This is a genomic window from Neptunomonas marina (genome assembly GCF_004005935.1).
GTDB lineage: Bacteria > Pseudomonadota > Gammaproteobacteria > Pseudomonadales > Balneatricaceae > Neptunomonas > Neptunomonas marina.
The window spans coordinates 152,304-169,921 of sequence record NZ_SACQ01000005.1; the positions used below are offsets into that span (position 1 = coordinate 152,304).

Annotated in this window: 14 protein-coding genes; all 14 read left to right on the forward strand. The window is 48.3% G+C overall.

Features of this window, described 5'->3' with window-relative positions:
* The 14 genes from EOE65_RS11745 to EOE65_RS11810 all read left to right on the forward strand — a co-directional run bounded on the left by EOE65_RS11745 (nt 1) and on the right by EOE65_RS11810 (nt 17,618).
* Complete coding sequence (locus tag EOE65_RS11745) at nt 1-570, forward strand: hypothetical protein (RefSeq protein WP_127694507.1); 570 nt, start codon at nt 1-3, stop codon at nt 568-570.
* A 62-nt stretch (nt 571-632) separates the two neighbouring features.
* On the forward strand, nt 633-2,741 hold the full coding sequence (gspD, locus tag EOE65_RS11750; protein WP_164847095.1) for a type II secretion system secretin GspD: 2,109 nt from the start codon (nt 633-635) through the stop codon (nt 2,739-2,741).
* A gap of 50 nt (nt 2,742-2,791) precedes the next feature.
* Nucleotides 2,792-3,226, forward strand: coding sequence for a hypothetical protein (locus EOE65_RS11755; protein ID WP_127694509.1), 435 nt, complete (start codon nt 2,792-2,794; stop codon nt 3,224-3,226).
* A gap of 266 nt (nt 3,227-3,492) precedes the next feature.
* The gene (locus tag EOE65_RS11760; RefSeq protein WP_127694510.1) at nt 3,493-4,932 is read left to right on the forward strand and encodes a hypothetical protein; all 1,440 of its coding nucleotides are present in this window, start codon (nt 3,493-3,495) and stop codon (nt 4,930-4,932) included.
* 180 nt (nt 4,933-5,112) lie between these two features.
* Complete coding sequence (locus EOE65_RS11765) at nt 5,113-6,303, forward strand: Ig-like domain-containing protein (protein ID WP_127694511.1); 1,191 nt, start codon at nt 5,113-5,115, stop codon at nt 6,301-6,303.
* Nucleotides 6,304-6,370: 67 nt separating this feature from the next.
* On the forward strand, nt 6,371-7,279 hold the full coding sequence (locus EOE65_RS11770; protein WP_127694512.1) for a peptidylprolyl isomerase: 909 nt from the start codon (nt 6,371-6,373) through the stop codon (nt 7,277-7,279).
* A gap of 21 nt (nt 7,280-7,300) precedes the next feature.
* Complete coding sequence (locus EOE65_RS11775) at nt 7,301-8,626, forward strand: ABC transporter ATP-binding protein (protein WP_127694513.1); 1,326 nt, start codon at nt 7,301-7,303, stop codon at nt 8,624-8,626.
* A gap of 28 nt (nt 8,627-8,654) precedes the next feature.
* The gene (locus tag EOE65_RS11780; protein WP_127694514.1) at nt 8,655-9,461 is read left to right on the forward strand and encodes an ABC transporter permease; all 807 of its coding nucleotides are present in this window, start codon (nt 8,655-8,657) and stop codon (nt 9,459-9,461) included.
* Nucleotides 9,451-10,848 (forward strand): class I SAM-dependent methyltransferase, encoded by a 1,398-nt coding sequence (locus EOE65_RS11785; protein ID WP_127694515.1) that lies wholly within the window; start codon nt 9,451-9,453, stop codon nt 10,846-10,848. The genes EOE65_RS11780 and EOE65_RS11785 overlap by 11 nt, the downstream gene beginning before the upstream one ends.
* Nucleotides 10,842-12,158, forward strand: coding sequence for a glycosyltransferase family 2 protein (locus EOE65_RS11790; RefSeq protein WP_164847096.1), 1,317 nt, complete (start codon nt 10,842-10,844; stop codon nt 12,156-12,158). The genes EOE65_RS11785 and EOE65_RS11790 overlap by 7 nt, the downstream gene beginning before the upstream one ends.
* Nucleotides 12,155-13,372, forward strand: coding sequence for a glycosyltransferase family protein (locus EOE65_RS11795; RefSeq protein ID WP_127694517.1), 1,218 nt, complete (start codon nt 12,155-12,157; stop codon nt 13,370-13,372). The genes EOE65_RS11790 and EOE65_RS11795 overlap by 4 nt, the downstream gene beginning before the upstream one ends.
* Before the next feature lie 22 nt (nt 13,373-13,394).
* Nucleotides 13,395-15,572, forward strand: a complete 2,178-nt coding sequence (locus EOE65_RS11800; RefSeq protein WP_127694518.1) for a glycosyltransferase family 4 protein — start codon at nt 13,395-13,397, stop codon at nt 15,570-15,572.
* Nucleotides 15,569-16,705 carry a glycosyltransferase WbsX family protein gene (locus EOE65_RS11805; RefSeq protein WP_127694519.1) on the forward strand — a complete coding sequence of 379 codons (1,137 nt, stop codon included), beginning with the start codon at nt 15,569-15,571 and terminating at the stop codon, nt 16,703-16,705. The genes EOE65_RS11800 and EOE65_RS11805 overlap by 4 nt, the downstream gene beginning before the upstream one ends.
* Nucleotides 16,695-17,618: a glycosyltransferase gene (locus tag EOE65_RS11810; RefSeq protein WP_164847097.1), complete on the forward strand. Its 924-nt coding sequence runs from the start codon at nt 16,695-16,697 to the stop codon at nt 17,616-17,618. Before EOE65_RS11805 ends, EOE65_RS11810 begins: the two co-directional genes overlap by 11 nt.

Sequence of the window (17,618 nt, forward strand, 5' to 3'; positions counted from 1 at the left end):
ATGAATTTTTTTAGAGTTTTAGGAATGCTTGCTGCGGCGCTGAGTGTGTCTGTGATTGCCGTTGCTTGGTTCTTCTTCGTGCAACAAGAAGGGGCCCAAGATCAGGTGGGTCTTAAACGCCCCTCCAGCGACTCGATGATGGCGGTGGAACTCTCGACTGAACGTAACGCTAAGCAGGCATCCAGTAACTTTTTAGATAGACCCGTTTTCTGGGAGTCTAGGCGTCCTGTCGCGGAAGTAGAGGTCGCGGTAGTTGAAGAGCAGGCAGCGCCATCTCAGTCCATTGATGACTTTATGTTGGTAGGCGTTTTTCATGCTAACAAACGTGAAAACTCCGGTGTAATTGGGCGTTACAAAGGCGATGCTATCCGGCTAAAAATGGGTGAGTCATTACAAGGTTGGACCTTGGACTTGATGGCGCCAGATGCAGCAGTGTTTGTTAACGACAAAGGTGAGGATCTAACGGTTGTTTTGCAGCACCAATCCCCCAAGGCTCCATCTCGGCGAATACCGCCTCCGCCGCCGCTAGGGATAGAACGACCAGCCCCAGCTAAACAAGACAAAGAATAAAGGTGTTGCTCGTTTGAGTGATCGATCACCTGAGTAAAGGCTATACAAACATGGTTTATAAAATGTTGAGTAATAAACTCCCCCTTGTTGGGTTAGCGGTCTTAATCGCTGGGTGTGGGCTAAATGATAAGCCCCAGCAAGGAGAGCAACAGCTGGCAGTGCCACTAGGAAATGAGCCGGTCTTAATTCGCGAATATCAGGCGAAAGTAGAGTCGCCAGCTCAGGAGCAGCCGGCGCAAGCTAAAGCGGAAAATGCAGCTGATCAGCCAGCAACCTATTTAGGGTCAGGAAAGTTCATCAAAGCACCCAAGGTGCGTGAACCTATAAAGCTGTATGGGGAAGCGGTTTCCATCAACTTTGAGCAAGCTCCGCTGATTGAAGTCGTGCATGCTGTACTTGGCGATATCTTGGAGCTCGACTATATCGTCGAACATCCGATTCAGGGTGAAGTAACGGTGCGTACTCGGACGCCAGTGAAGCGTGATCAGCTGTTGACCATTCTTGAGTCTTTACTCAAGTCTAACGGTGCATTGTTGGTGCGTGATGCAGATAATCGTCTTTTTGTTAGCAGCTCACCAAATATAAGTAAGATTGCACCTGCGCTATCTAATGCTCGCTCGCAAGGTGCGGGTTTTTCTACAACGGTCATTCCTTTGCAATTTATTGGCGCCGCCGAGATGGCTGAAATACTGAAGCCCGTTGCTGATGATTCTGCGTTTTTGCGGGTAGACCCAAAGCGGAATCTGTTAATTTTGGCCGGTACGCGAGCCCAGATGCAGGGGTGGATGGATATCATCAACACATTTGATGTTGATGTATTACAGGGTATGTCGGTTGGTATTTACCCACTGAAATATGCCACAGTCGCGGATGTTGAGTCTGCACTGACCGAGCTGGTTGGTGCGGCGGGTGAAAATGCGCTGGCTGGCCAGGCGTTTCGTGTTTTGCCGTTAGAGCGTCTCAATAGCGTGCTCGTTATTACGCCACAACCGCGTTACTTATCACAAATAGAGATGTGGGTGAAACGCCTTGATCGAGCACCAAGCTCGGGCTCAGAAAAACGCTTACATGTGTATCCTGTGCAAAACGCCACCGCAGAGCATCTTGCAGACTTGCTAAGCAAGGTCTACTCGGGGAGCGGAAGTAGCAGCGGTTCAAAGCGTTCTGTTGCACCCGGTCTTTCGCAAGAAAAGGTTACATCTGGAGGCAGTAGCACGAAGAGCACGGATAGCAATAGCTCAAGCAGCGGTGATTCGAGCGCAACCAGTGTCTCTTTTGGCGATGTGAATGTTGTAGCAGACGAGGAGAATAATGCGCTACTGATCTACTCCTCTACGTCTGAGTACGAACGTATTGAAGCGTCGCTAAAGCAATTGGATGTGGTGCCGACACAGGTGCTTATAGAGGCAAGTATTCTCGAAGTGACGCTGACGGATAACTTCAAGTTTGGTGTGGAGTGGAGCTTCAAAGACAACCTGAGTGGCGGCAAAACCGGCACAGGCTTGTTAGGAAACACAAAAAATGCGATCGCCGCGCAGCTACCGGGCTTTTCATACACGGTAGCCGACAGTGCAGGCAATATCCGAGCTGTACTGAATGCGCTTTCGGAGCAGTCGCTGCTCAACGTGATATCCACGCCCTCTATTATGGCACTGGATAATCACCAAGCGTCTATTCAGGTGGGGGATCAGCAACCAGTACGAACAGGGTCGTCTACAAATGCCGATGGCGATGTGCTTACCTCGAGCGTTGAATTTAAGGACACGGGGGTGAAACTATCTGTCACGCCTTCGGTCAATGCTGGTGGGTTGGTATCAATGGATATCGAACAGTCTGTTACGGATATCGGTACGATCGATGAAGCGACAGGGCAGCGTGCTTTTAATACGCGAGAAATTAAAAGTAGAGTTGCAGTTCGAAGCGGAGAGTCTATAGTGTTAGGCGGTTTGATTCGAGAGAATCAGACGGACTCAAAGATCGGCTTGCCAGGGCTGCACACGGTGCCGGTTTTGGGGCATCTGTTTGGTAACACAACTGAGAACGGCACCAGGACAGAGTTGCTGGTTATTATTACGCCGCGAGTGTTATCTAATGAGCAAGACTTGCGTGATCTGAGTCAGGAGCTGAGGTCTCGTATGCGTGGTTTTGAGCTGATAGAATCAGAGCTCTAGTTTGTTATCTTTCGTTCTGTTTGAGTGATGTCATAAGGTTTTAATAGAACATGCTTTATAATAGGAATAACCAGAGTTACTTAAAACCGTTAGCTACAATGGTGTTAGCCTCCACTACACTTTTAATGAGCGGTTGCGAGACATTAAAGAATGTTGGCAAGTCAGACAGTGAAATTGTTAAGTCATATTCTGAAGACTGGCTCGCGAGTATTATGCAGGCGGACTTCGAAAACGCGTATAAGTACACGACGCCGGCGTTTAAGTTAGCTGTAACACCAAAGCTTTATATTTCGCGATACGCAGGCGCTCCGCGCTGGACCGATGGCAAGGTTGTTGACGTTGTATGCGAAGAAGAAAACGTTTGTGATGTTAAATTCTCATTTAGCTATTTCCAAGTGAGAACAATGATGACACAAACGCGACGCTTGGATGAGCGTTGGATTAAAACAGCCGAAGGCTGGAGAATTTATCATAAGATTAAATAGTGTCTTTTTTGAAAAAACCGCTATGTTTTTAGGAGGTGCAGGCAGTAGAGCTAAAACCCTATTTTTATTTGGAAACTTGGTTGTAGGGCCTGTATACGTATGATAGATTACGCTGTGATTGTATTTGTAACTATTATGTTGCATTGCGAGCCCAGTCAGCTGTAGATTGAAGACAATATGCAGTTTGGGCGAAAGTACTTTTGCGCAACTGTTATGAAAGAAAACAATTGGACAATTGGATTGTTGTAAACCTAGGAGCAATACAAATGAAGAAAAAAATCCTACCTTTAGCGCTGGCTGCAGCGACTGGTTTGGTAGCTAGCACTGCGCAAGCGGTGTTTGTAAACCCAGAAGGCCACGGTCAGGTTCTGCTGTACCCTTACTACACTGTTGAAGGTGGTAATGAGACGTACGTCAACCTGGTTAACACTACGGACGAAACAAAAGCTGTTAAGGTTCGTATCCTTGAGGCAATGAACTCTCAAGAGGTTCTTGACTTTAACCTATACCTGTCTCCACAGGATCACTGGTCTGCTGTAATCTACGCTGATCCAAATGGTGAAGGTGCAGTAATCAAGACAGCTGATACTTCTTGTACTGTTCCAAACCTGTTGGCTGCTACAGATACTAGCACAGCTGGTCCAGCGGTTCCTTTCCGTAACATCACGTACAAAACAGACGGTGAAGACTTCCGTGGTCTAGATCGTACTCGTGAAGGTTATATCGAAGTAATCGAAATGGGCGTTCTAACAGATGCTGATGATGAAGCAGCTGTCAAGCACAGCAGCGCTGGTGTTCCGGCTGACTGTGGTGTTGTAGCATCTAACTGGAATGGCGGAAAGTGGAATGCTGATGAAACAGCTGACGTTTCCCTGCCTACTGGTGGTCTTTACGGTTACGGTGTACTGATCAACCCATCTGAAGGTACTGACGCGACTTACGATGCAGTTGCTCTGGCTAACTTCGTAGACGGAGTATTCGATGGCTTGGCTGCTCCTATTCACGCGGCACCTGGTTCTGTTTTGCCTGCTTTGACTCAAGCAACGCCGGTTGCTCAGCTAGTTAATGCATCTGGCACGGCAGTGCAAGAGGTTGTACCGGTTGCTGGTGGTCAAGATATCGACGCTGTAAGTGCTGTCCTGATGGCTAACTCTATCATGAACGATTTCGTTCTTGAGCCAATCCTGAATGCTTCTACTGATTGGGTTGTTACTTTCCCAACGAAGAAAGTTTACGTTAACAACGGCACTACAACAGCAACGCCTCCGTTTACAAACGTTTGGGATGCTGCTGAAGCTGAAGCTTGTGAATCTATCGCTATCACATACTACGACCGTGAAGAGCGTGGTACAGAAGCTGATCCACTAGACTTCTCTCCACAAGAGCCAGGTCAAGGCATTGCGCTTTGCCACGAAGCTAACGTAATCAGCTTTAACGGTGGTGATGCGCTATCAGCATCTGATCGTATCGCTACAAACTTGAACGTTCAGCACAACAATGGTTGGATGGAAGTTAACTTCGTTACAGCTACAGCTGGTGAGCGTGAATTGGCGATGGAAGACTCTACTACTGCGGCACCAGTTACTCTAGAAGGTCTGCCAGTAGTTGGTTTCGCTGTACAGAAGTACGTTAATACTGGTGCTGGTAGCAACGCTGCTGCACTAGCTAACTACGCTGGTACAGTAACTCACAAAGTTAAGCGTTAATTTTTAACCTTATCTTTTAAAAAACGCGGCGATTGCCGCGTTTTTTTTTGAACTTACAAAAGAATACTTGTTCCAAAACAGGCAATAAATTTGAGATGTCGTTAACTCTTAACTAGACTTAACATACCAGAGCAGTCGCGGGCGCGCTGCCATAGAAAAACGATTTATTTAGAGGTGTATATGCGTAAACGCTTAGTTGCTGCAATGGGGCTTTCAACCTTGCTTTTGCCATTAGGAGCATACGCTTTAAGCGTAACGGTCAATGGTGTACAAAAGACGGTTAACACCGTTAGTATTCAACAATCGAGCTCAGGTGTTGTCATTACTACAGATCCTCAAGTTGAATTTAGCTCGGGTAATGGCGGCGGTGGTAACCAAGCGCCGGTTGCTGTAAACGATAGCGCGGCAACGGCTGTGGATACGGAAGTGATTATTGATTTAGACTCTAATGATTCTGATGATTCGGGGCTGGATCCCACAACAATCACTATTGTTAGTGCTCCCAATAATGGTAGTTTAGGTGCTGTAAATGCTTCTGGCCAAGTCGAGTACACACCAAACGGTGGTTATATAGGCTACGATCAGTTCCGGTATACCATCAAAGACAACCAAGGCGTTGTTTCAAATCAAGCAACAGTCACGCTCGAAGTGGGTGACGTATCTTCTTTGCCTGTAGCCAATGGTGATTCAGCAACCACTGACCAAGATGTAGCCGTTGATATAGATATACTCGCTAACGATACTGATAATGTTGGTTTGGTGAATAGCTCCGTTGCTATTGTTAACGATGTCAGCCATGGTACAACAAGCGTCAACTCTACCACTGGTGTAGTCACCTATACGCCGACCGCAGGATATACTGGTAACGATAGTTTCACGTACACGGTAAACGATGGTGATGGAAATACCTCCCCGCAAGCGACGGTGAACATTGTGATAAATAGTGTTTCTGCTTGTGGTAACTTGCCATCTTACATCGATATTGGCCAGTCTATTAACTGGGCAAGCCCTGGTGGTCAGGAGACTATCAAAACTCAAGGTACTACAGAGGTGTTTTCTCGTCCGTTTACAACAACTAGCGGTGGTTCTTATGGCGGCACCATTAATATTGCTGAAGGCGCTACCTTTGAGAATGTTGTACGTAAGGTATGGATTTCTGAATGCCCAGGTGGTCCCGCTATTTCGGCTAAGTGTGAAACTGAAGGTGTAAGTAGCCGTACAATTCGTTGGGGGCAAGTAGCTGGATATCGCTATTGTGAACTCGACAAAAATACTGACTACTATCTTAATATGCAAAATACGGCTAATTGTTCAGGTCAGTCTACGTGTACTGGGTACAGAAGTATCTTGACAAATAAAAAGCCGAACTAGTTTTAGAGCTGTTAATGTGGGGTACGCTTAATGAGCGTGCCCTTTTTTTGTTTTATCGGAGTCGTAAATGAAAAAAACAACTCTTTGGGGTTTCCTTTTTGTATTAATTTCACATAGTGTTTCTGCGAATGACGTCGTTCTTACTGCTCCAAATGGGGTTACGATAACAGAAAAAGATATCGAGAATTACGTAGAAGATCGGGTACCTCTTGATAAACGTGCTGGTTATTTCGCATCACCTAAGTCCATGAAAGAGTTAGTCGAAAGCCTATTCGTAGTTAGAAGTGCCGCCTTGGAAGGTCGCAAAGTTGCTGAGTTGAAACATGACTTGGTTGAATGGCAGGCGGCTGTTCACAAAGACCGCTTAACGATGGCTTATTACCTTGACTATATAGCTGAACAGAGGCTATCTAAAGTGAATTGGGATGAGACTGCTAGAGATGTATACAGAGCGGAAAAGAGTAGCTTTGTAGTTCCTGAGGCCGTGAATGCTTCGCATATTCTAGTGTCATTGGATGGGCGCTCTGAAGAGCAGGCCTTGGCTCGTGCAGAAGAAGCTTTAAACTTGTTAAAAGAGGGTAAGAGCTTTAAGGCTATAGCTGTTGACTATTCGGACGATCCTTCGGTAGCAAAAAATTTTGGTAATCTTGGGTGGTTTAGTAGAGGTCGCATGGTCAAGCCTTTCGAGGATGCGGTGTTCTCGGCTGCTCAGCCCGGTTTACTCTCTAGCCCGGTAAAAACAGATTTTGGTTATCATGTTATTCGAGTAGATGACTTCCAAGTCGCTAAAGAGCGAAGCTTTGAAGATGTAAAAGATGAAATTATCGATAACCTCAAGACTGAAATAGCGAAAAAGGCTCGTGAAGAAAAGTTGATTGCTATCCGTTCAACTTCAGATTTGAAGTTGAACACCGAGCTTATGGAAGATATTCATCAGTCTTTACGAGAGCGGTACAAGCTGAAACCTGAAGAATGATTTTTAAATGAGGCATGCTTTGTGCTGTCAGCTATATCTTTATCAAAGCAATTCAGTCAATCCCAGAAGCCGCACGAGCGGCTTCTGAGTGTATTAACTAATAGCAACTCGTTCCCAGAGTCGTCATATACTGCGCTTACAAATATTACTTTTTCACTGGAGAAGGGCGAAACTGTTGGCATTATCGGTCGTAATGGAGCAGGGAAGTCAACGCTACTGCAGATCATCTGTGGCACGCTTTCGCCTAGCTCGGGATCGATATCGGTAGAGGGCCGTGTTGCCGCGTTGCTAGAGCTTGGTGCTGGTTTTAATCCCGAGTTTACTGGCCGAGAAAACATCTACCTCAATGCCGCAATTTATGGACTGACGCGTTCGGAAATTGATGAGAAGCTGGATGCTATCATTGAGTTTTCCGGTATCGGAGACTTTGTTGATCAGCCGGTTCAGCATTATTCAAGCGGCATGTTTGTTCGCTTGGCCTTCTCTGTGATCGCTCATGTCGATGCTGATATCTTGATTATTGATGAAGCGCTGGCTGTGGGTGATGCGCTGTTTGCTCAAAAATGCATCCGTTTCTTGGAAGAGTTCAAGAAAAAAGGCTCGATTCTCTTTGTTAGCCATGATTCGGGTGCGATTACGCGTTTGTGTGATCGGGCGATATGGCTCGAGAAAGGCCATATGCGGATGATTGGCGATGCGAGTGAAGTGTCAGAGGCGTATTTAGAGTACCTGTACTCACAGCAACAGGATGTGGAGCAGGTTAGTCCTGCTAAAAAGCTAGAAACCCGTGGAGAGTATTCCGCAGAGCATAGCTGGGTGGATGCGCGTGATGAGCTTTTTCAGCAATCAACGTTGCGCAACGATATCGATATCCTCCGCTTTGATGAGAATGGAAAAGCGTTTGGTTCTGGTGCTGCTACGATAGCTGATGTGCTGTTTCGTAATACTGCGGGCCAAGCGGTGTCTTGGGTTGTAGGCGGCTCACAAGTTTGCTTGGAGGTCGTAGTTCACCCGGAAACCGATATTGATAACTTGATCGTTGGCTTTCTAGTCAAGAACCGTCAAGGGCAGGTGCTGTTTGGTGAAAACAATTGTGTTTTTGATCAAGACACGCCGCTTTGTGTTAAAGCTGGCAAGCACTACCGAACACGCTTCACATTTATGATGCCCTATTTGCCTGAAGGCGATTATGTGATCTCGGTTGGAGTGGCATCAGGAACACAGTTAGAGCATGTGCAACATTGCTGGAGGCATGATGCACTGGTATTCTCTGTGACCGGTAGTCATGTTGTACACGGGCTGTTTGGTGTCCCTGTGGCTGCTTGTGAGACAACACCAATCGATTAATGACCGCCTCTCCTTAGAGTAATTGTTTATGCAGCGTTTTTTAAAGCCCTTTAGCTCCGCTTGGGGCTTTCGTCGTCTTATCTACAGCATGGCTGAGCGTGAAGTTTTGGGCCGTTACAAAGGTAGTTGGCTAGGGCTTTTCTGGTCTTTAGTCACACCGATTCTATTGCTCGTTGTTTATATGTTCGTGTTCGGCTTTATTTTCAAAGCGCGCTGGCCTCAGTCAAACGGTGTTGATGAAGGTTTTGCGTCACTTCTATTTTGCGGAATCATCGTTTACTTGATGTTCTCTGAGATCCTGGGGCGATCACCTCGTTTAATTGTAGATAATGTCAATTATGTTAAGCGCGTGGTGTTCCCCGTAGATGTATTAGGCTGGGTGGCTATCGGTAATTCACTGTTTCATTTCTTTATCTCTACGGTAGTGCTGCTCGCTTTTGTGCTGTTTTCCGGGAAGGGTGTTGGTTTAAGCATTTTGATGTTCCCTGTGCTCACGTTGATGTTTGTGCTTTTTTTAGCGGGTATATCTTGGTTGGTGAGCGCATTAGGGGTTTATATTCGTGATGTAACCTATGTGGTAGGGTTTCTTACCACGGCGCTCACTTTTTTAAGCCCCGTGTTTTATCCAAAGTCGATCGTGCCTGAAAAGTTTGCACTCGTCATGGATATTAACCCACTCACCTTCTATATCGAGAATTACCGTAAAGTTCTGGTACTAAACGAGTTTCCAGACCCTACCTCGTTTGCAATTGCAGCGGTTGTTGCCCTAGGTACTTTCTTTTTAGGTTACGGGTTCTTCCAGCGCGTAAGAAGAGGTTTTGCCGATGTCCTTTAATAGCTATGGCTGTATTTTGGTTGTATCTCCCTCTCCTGCAACGATTGCCGAGCCGCTTAATGGGGTACGTACGGTAGCGATAGAATACAGCTTCGGTGTGGTTGAAAATCTACATCAGCCTATCTCTGTATTAGATCGCTCAGATGTCAGCGCTACACTGAATGTATCTGAGCATTGTCGTGAAACACGGGCAGGCTTCGCCTATCAAGCGCTTAACTGCACCGTTGCGCAGTTTGCAATTCAGCATCAAGCCAGTGCAGTTTTGATTGAGGGTTTAAACGGCGCCACATTAGACCTACCGCGGATGCTCAAGCTTATGGGCATACCTTGCTTTATTGCTGCTCCCGTTGGGGAATTAAATGTTCAGGCGCGGCAAGATGTCGAAGCGAGCCTTGCTGATGCAAGTGGCTGGTATTTGGGCGATTGGGCTGAAGGTTATAATATTGATGGTGGTATCTCTTCTTTTGAGGAGGTTTGCTATCGTTGTGTGACAGCGGCAAAGCAGCCAAAAGCCTCAGCAGGTTTTGACTACTCAATTTATGAGTTTGCCCAGCGAGACCACCCACTGTTACTAGCCATGCAGCGCCCTTATGTCGATCATTTCGCAGGTTGTCGCAAGGTGCTGGACTTGGGTTGCGGCAGTGGTGTGTTTTTGCAGCTTTTGCAGGATCATGGTATCGACGCCGTGGGTGTAGAGCGCAACCCAGAGATCGCTGAGTATGGCCGAGGGTTAGGTTTAGATATCCGCACAGAGGATGCACTCGAATTTCTAGAGAACTCGACAGAGACCTTTGACGGGATTTACTGCTCCCATTTTGTTGAGCACTTGCCCTTTGAGTTGGTGTGTCGGTTGATCTCTCTGCTGCAACAGCGGCTTGTTGAAGGTGGTAAATTGCTGTTGGTGTTTCCTGATCCCGAGTCAATTCGCTCCCAACTATTGGGCTTTTGGCGTGACCCTGAACACGTGCGCTACTATCATCCTGATCTCATAAAAGCGGTAGGGGAAGCTCAGGGCCTGCGGTGTGAATGGCACAGCCATGAAGCAGCACCGCATACCGTTGTGTCGTTCTCTGAAACGGCTCCTACCGTTGCGCAATGGCCGAGTATGGAGCCAATTGCACAGCCTAAAGCTCAACCAACTTTATGGGAACGTTTGCTTGATCGCTTGGGTATTTGTAGCCGCAGACGGCTTTGGGAACTATTGGAAGAAAAACAGTTGCTCGTTGCGCAGCTGAATGAACAGAATCGAGCACAGCAGGCTGTGATCAGTCAGCTAAAGGTGCGTACGGATATCTTGTGGGATGTGAATCGAACGTGGGGATGGGAAGACAACGCGGCGATTCGTTTGGTAAAAGGCCCACAAACAAACAAGGAGTTGCAGTGTTAGCACATAATGTAGCCGTTATTATCCCGGTTTACCGTGGATTAGAGGAAACACGCCGCTGTATTGAAGCGGTGCTGCGTCACAATAGTTCGGAGCGTGCTCAACTTATCATTATTGATGATGCGTCGCCTGAGCCTGAAGTGTCTGCGTATCTTGAGCAGGTGGCTAAGCAAGATGGTGTGGAGCTACTCGTCAACGAACAGAACTTAGGCTTTGTGGCAACCGTCAATCGCGGTATGGTCCATACTGGCAACGCTGATGTCGTATTACTTAACAGTGATACCGAGGTCACCTGCGGGTGGTTGTCACGCATGCAGGCATGTGCCTATCGTGAGGAAAACATTGGCACGGTGACGCCTTTCTCAAACAATGCCACGGTGTGCTCTTATCCACAATTTAATCGCTCTAATTCGCTCCCAGAGGGGTGGACGCTAGAGGCTCTAGCGAGTGCGTTTGCACAAGCCAATAAAGCCCAATACGCAGATATTCCAACCGCCGTGGGCTTTTGTATGTACATCCGCCGCGATTGCTTGCAGCAAGTAGGGCTGTTTGATGTTGAAAACTTCGGCAGAGGTTATGGCGAAGAGTCGGATTTCTGTATGCGTGCAGCCAAAGCTGGCTGGCGCAATGTGATCTGCGCCGATGTTTTTGTCTTCCATGAAGGCGGTGTCAGCTTCAGTGACGAAACCCGTGAGCGCATTATTCATGCTGAGGAGGTGATGAATCGCCTGCACCCTGAGTATCGATTTGAAGTGGCGCGCTTTGTTAGTGAAGATCCGTTGCGCCGATACAGAGATGCGGTCGACGACTTGCGTATTGCTCGTCTGAATGATGACGCTAATGTTGTGATTTCCCAGCTACGCACCTATCGAGATTCGATTATTCAGTCGATCTTAGAATATAAAGACTTTATCGATGTCGAGCGTGAACAGTATCAGACGATGCTTGCAGAGGCACGGAGCGAGTTTAAGCGTACGGATGAGGGGCTCGCACAGGCGCAAGCGATTGTTGATAAGTATGTCTTGGCAATAGAGGCTAAAGACCGAGAGATTGCAAAACTAAATCACTTGCTTGAAGAGGCGCGGGTTGAATTTAAGCGCACCGATGAGGGGTTATTCGAGGCACAGCGTATTGTGCGTGAATATGCCGAAGCATTGGAGCAACGGGATCGTGCAATCGAGGTGATGAGCCAGCAGATGGATCATTATATCAAACGCAATGCGGTGTTAGAGGGTAAGTACCCCATTGTGTTAGCGCGCCGGATCGGCAGCAAAATTAAACGAATGATAACGAGGTTAGTTAAATCGTCATGAGCCCAGCTATTCATGCGTATACCAGTATTACCACTAACTACTTGCCAAAAGCGCGAGTGTTGGGCCAGTCAATTCAAAAACACCATCCGGATGTTAAGTTCCACTTAGTGCTTTCAGACGATCTACCCGAAGGGTTTGATTTAGCGAATGAGCCCTTCGAGTCTGTGATTTTGGCTGAGTCGTTGCCGATTGAAGACCCCGATAAGTTCTTTTTTGTGCACTCAGTTGTTGAGCTGTGTACTGCTGTTAAAGGCATGGCGCTAGAGCATATTTTCGAGCAGCATAAGGCCGATATTGTGTTCTATTTTGATCCTGATATGGCGATTTTTTCACCGCTTGATCGTCTGGTGAATGAACTGCAAGACAACAGCATTCTATTAACGCCTCATCAAACTGAGCCTGAGCAAACAGACCAAGCGATTGTGGATAACGAGCTGTGCAGTTTGCGCTACGGCGTATTCAATTTAGGGTTCGTTGGGGTTAAAAACGATGCTGATGGGCGTCGATTCTCGGGTTGGTGGCGTGACCGTCTATTGAAATACTGCCAAGACAATATCCCGCGTGGTCTCTTTACTGATCAGAAGTGGGTCAACTTGGCACCTTGTTACTTCGATAACCTAAAAGTGCTGCGTGCGCCTGTGTATAACGTTGCGACTTGGAATTTGACGCATCGCCATGCTACCGGTAGTTCCATTGAAGATGTTCACATTAATGGCGAGCCGCTCTGTTTCTATCACTTCTCAGGTTTTGATAGCGGTGGCCAAGAGTACATGCTGAACAAGTATGGTAAGCACAGCCCGATCCTTTTTGATCTGCGCGAGTGGTATATCCAAGAGTGCGATAAAAACGGGCAGGAAACGCTCGGTAAGGTGCCATGCAAATACGGTTTTTACGCCGATGGCACCAAGATCGCAAATCATGAACGGGTGATCTACCGTGATCAGCTCGAGTTGCATGAGCGGTTTGCAAACCCCTTCTCCAGTGATGAAAACAGCTTTCAAAAATGGCTGGCTGAGGGGGCTGCTGAACAAGTGGTGCCTGCCGACAAAGTCGCTATCTCACCGACTGCGGGTGTTCGAGATGTTGTGCAGAGCATGGCAAACTACTTTTATACCGTCTCCTATACAGAGCGTGCTAACTCTTGCGTGAAGCGCTTCTTGTTGCGTAACTTTGCGCGTGCGCTGCGTGTTACAGGTAATGTGGTTTTCAAGTAGAGCCGGAGCCGCATAGCCCTGTATGAGAGACTTTTCCTATCAGCTGGTTGTTGTTGCCGATGAGGCCGACAACCAGCTCACCGATTACTTAACACGACTAGGCCACCACAATGATCTAGTGGTGGTGCTATCCAAAGCACCTCAGCACGTTTTACAAGTCGACCAAGTGCTTGTTTCCCAAGAGATTCAGTCGGCAGCGACCTTTTGGAGCGCACTGAGTTACCTACTTGGCACCTGTGATAAGCCGCGGCTGGTGATTCGAGCAGGTGCTTTGCTGCCTGAAGCACTGAGTCTGCGTTTATTGAGCGAACTGTGCGATAACGACGATTCTCAACTTGTGGGGATCTCGCCATTAAGCGCGCAAGATCCGCTGCTGAGTGTGTTTGATCAGCCCAGTTTAGCGAACAATCTTGACGTTGATGCAGTTGACCAGTGGGTGGTTGATTATGCCGAGGGACGAGCTTGGGAAACTGCGCGGTTATTGCCAAGTTGTGCCTTGCTACCCGCGAGCAGCCCTCTATGGTCTATCTCTGCTGATACTGACAAGGCACTTTATGCACAACTTAAGTGCCAAGGTGCCGTGTTTCTGGCGGCTAACCACGTTTACATCGATGATAGTTCGCTCGATTCCGCATATTTTGCATTGGACAGCCTCAGCGATAACTGTGTTGCAAATGCGCAGGACTATCATCCGTTGTTACCTTTGCGTCATGCCCTGTCGGAGCTTGCGCAGCGAGCTGAGGCACCTGCGAAGATCGTCCCTGTCCGGCCGGTGCAGCTGCATCTAGCACATAGCTGGGGTGGCGGCTTGGGCCGCTGGGTTGAGGACTACATAGAGGCCGATCAGCACCATAACAATTTAGTGTTACGCCCGTTAGGGACTTGGGGGCGTTTTGGTCAAACAATCGCGCTATATCGTAGTGCGCAGATGGATGTGCCGTTACAGACGTGGCAACTGTCTCAATCGATAGCCTCAACGGCAATCCACCATGCGGAATATGCGCAGCTCCTGACTGAAATCGTTGCTGATTATCAGGTTGAGGCGGTTATGGTGTCGTCGGTCATTGGTCAGTCACTCGATATTTTTGCGCTCGGTTTACCAACTCGCGTGGTACTGCATGACTTTTATCCATTTTGTCCGGCTATTGTGGCAACCTACAACAGTGCTTGCCAGCAGTGTGATCGAGCGCGGATGGATGGGTGTAAGCAAGACAACGAATATCATCGCTTCTTTACGGATGAAAGCAATGATTACTTCTGCGCATTACGCCAAGCCTTTCTGGAGGCGATACAACAGCGGCATGTTAGCTTGATTGCGCCATCACATTCAGTTGTGGCGCGCTATCAAACTCTCGCGCCAGTGCTTCGACAAAAGCCGATCACGGTTATCCCCCATGGACTTTCTAGCACTCTGCTAGAGAGCTTAACGATGAAGCCGTTGCAGCCTGCGAACCCAGAAACGTTAAAGGTTGTGGTGCTCGGTTCACTGGCGCCGCAAAAGGGTCTGACCCTGCTCAAAGCTGCGCTAGATAGGTTGGCACCGTTCTGTGAGTTACTGTTGCTAGGTTGCGGCACTGACTCTAAAGGGCTTGAGAAACATGCCCATGTGACGCGTGTAGAAAGTTTCACCAAAGGTGAGCTTGCAGGCCATTTAGCTAGCTTTAATCCGCATGTGGGCTTGCTACTGTCTAATGTACCCGAGACGTTCAGTTATACGTTGTCGGAGCTCTATGCGATCGGCTTACCTGTGGTTGCCACGGATATTGGCGCATTTTCTGAGCGTGTGACTCCCGATGCCGGCTGGTTGATTCCAATCGATGCCGATGCACTTGTTGAGCAGTTACACCTCTTGCATCAAGCGCCTGAGCTGATCGAACAGAAGCGAGTTAACGTTAAAACGTATGCACAGCGCACTGCGGGCCAGATGTGTGATGAGTATGCGGCACTGATCGACCTGCCTGAAAATTTACCGCGTTATCGGGTGGCCAAGCGCTCTTATATGAACCCCTATAAAGGCGTGACCGTTCAGCAAACACAGGCGCTCTATATTGATGAGCAGCAACCGTTTAAGCAGATTGTGAGCGAGTTTCTGCGCTACACGCAGAAAAAAGTGATCGCATCACCGCGTTTGCCAAACATCGTTAAACGGATCATTGCCAGCGCTATTAAGCTCTCCTTGAAACTACTGCGCCGCCTATGAAGCTATTTGCATTTTACTTTCCACAGTTCCATCAAACACCAGAGAATAGCCGCTGGTGGGGAGAGGGCTTTACTGACTGGAATTTAGTAAAGCAGGCAGTACCGTTAGAGGCGGAGCATTATCAGCCACGCATACCCTGTGATGGGCGTTATTATGACCAAGCGGACGCGGACACTGTTGCTTGGCAGGCCGAGCTTGCCCAAAACCATGGTTTATCAGGTTTTAATTTTTACCACTACTGGTTCGATGGCAAGCTGATGCTTGAAAAGCCGATGGAGCTGTTTCGCGATAATCCAGACCATCAGCTTGAGTACTGTATTACTTGGGCCAATGAAACTTGGACCCGGCAGTGGGTTGGCAATCCGGAGGTGCTTATTAAGCAGAGCTATTCGGATGATCGCGCCGTGTGGCGTGCTCATTTTGATTACCTGCTAACGTTCTTCCAAGATGAGCGCTACCTCAAGCGTGGGGGTTGTCCGGTCCTGTGTATCTATCGACCTGAGCTGCATAGCCATTTAGAGGCTTACCTCTCGGCATTCGATCAATGGGCTCAAGAGGCAGGTTTTAACGGCGTCCATTTTGTGGCCATCAGTGCTTATCAGCTATCACAGGCAGAAACTGCACAGCAGCACTTTGCAAGCGTTATCCGTTTTCAGCCACGTATCTTTTTTACAGCGCAGCGGGCCGAGAGTAGTGCACTGATGCGCTATGTTGAGCCGATACTGCGTTTGCTACCAGAAACGATGCAGCTGTACCTTGGGCGCATGAAAGCTGCTCATCAGCGTTATCATGCGTTTTCTTACGAGGCGTTATGGCAGCATATACATCAATTGGCTGAACAGGACGCACCACAGGCGTATCAGTCAGTCGTTGTGGATTGGGACAATACCGCGCGCTACGGCAAGCGAGCTCGTTTTTTTAACGGTGCGACGCCAGAAACGTTTGGTCATCATCTGGCGAAATTAGCGGGTGCTGAGCAGCGTCGTGGCAAAGAGTGGCTGTTTATTAACGCGTGGAATGAGTGGTCTGAGGGCGCTTACTTGGAGCCAGATGAGCGGTTTGGCTACCGCTACCTTGATGCGGTGAAACAAGTGCGCCAGCAGCTTGATAAGGATGCTGCGAATGTCGGCTAATCCAACCGTCGCGGTGTTACTTGCCGCCTTTGAAGGCGAGGTATGGATCGCAGAGCAAGTCAGTTCCATTCTTGACCAGCAAGATGTCCAAGTGGCGCTGTACATTAGCGTAGATCCCGGCCAAGACGGGACACTCAGTTGGTGCCAACAGCTAGCTGAGCGCGACTCACGGGTGACACTGCTCCCGCAGCAACGCGCTGGTTCCGCCGCTGCAAACTTCCTGCGTTTAATACGCGATGTTCCGGCTGAAACGGCAGACTATGTGAGCTTTGCAGATCAAGATGATATTTGGCGGCCCGATAAGTTAATCGCTGGTATTAAGTTGCTGCAGATATCTAATGCGAGTGGTTATTCCAGCGATGTGGATGCGTTTTGGCCGGATGGTCGTCAGCAGCGTATCGTGAAGTCCCAGCCTCAACGCGAGTATGATTACCTCTGTGAGTCCCCCGGGCCTGGGTGTACCTTCGTTCTGACCAAAGCGTTATACACGGCACTGCAAGGGTTTGTGGCGCAGCATCAGTCAGCACTCAATACACTGCATTTCCATGATTGGTTAATCTACGCCTTTGCGCGAGCTTCGGGTTATCAGTGGGTGATCGATAGCGAGAGTTACATGGCGTATCGCCAACACGCCAACAATGAGCAAGGCGCAAATGTGGGTGTGCTACACAAACTAAAACGCTTCAAAGCTTTGCTGGGCGGTCGTTGGTTTGGGCAGATGCAACTACTGGCAAAACTGCTGGCAGATCGCGATCCGGCTGCGCAGCAGGTTGCTGATGCCTTTGCTCGTGGCCGCATGGGTTACTGGACCTTATTTTGTTGGGCACCCAAGCTGCGCCGTGCAAAATTTGAGCAATGGGTGTGGGCCTTCGCTTGCTTGCTGACGGTGCTTTTAGGCCCTCCACGCAGCTGA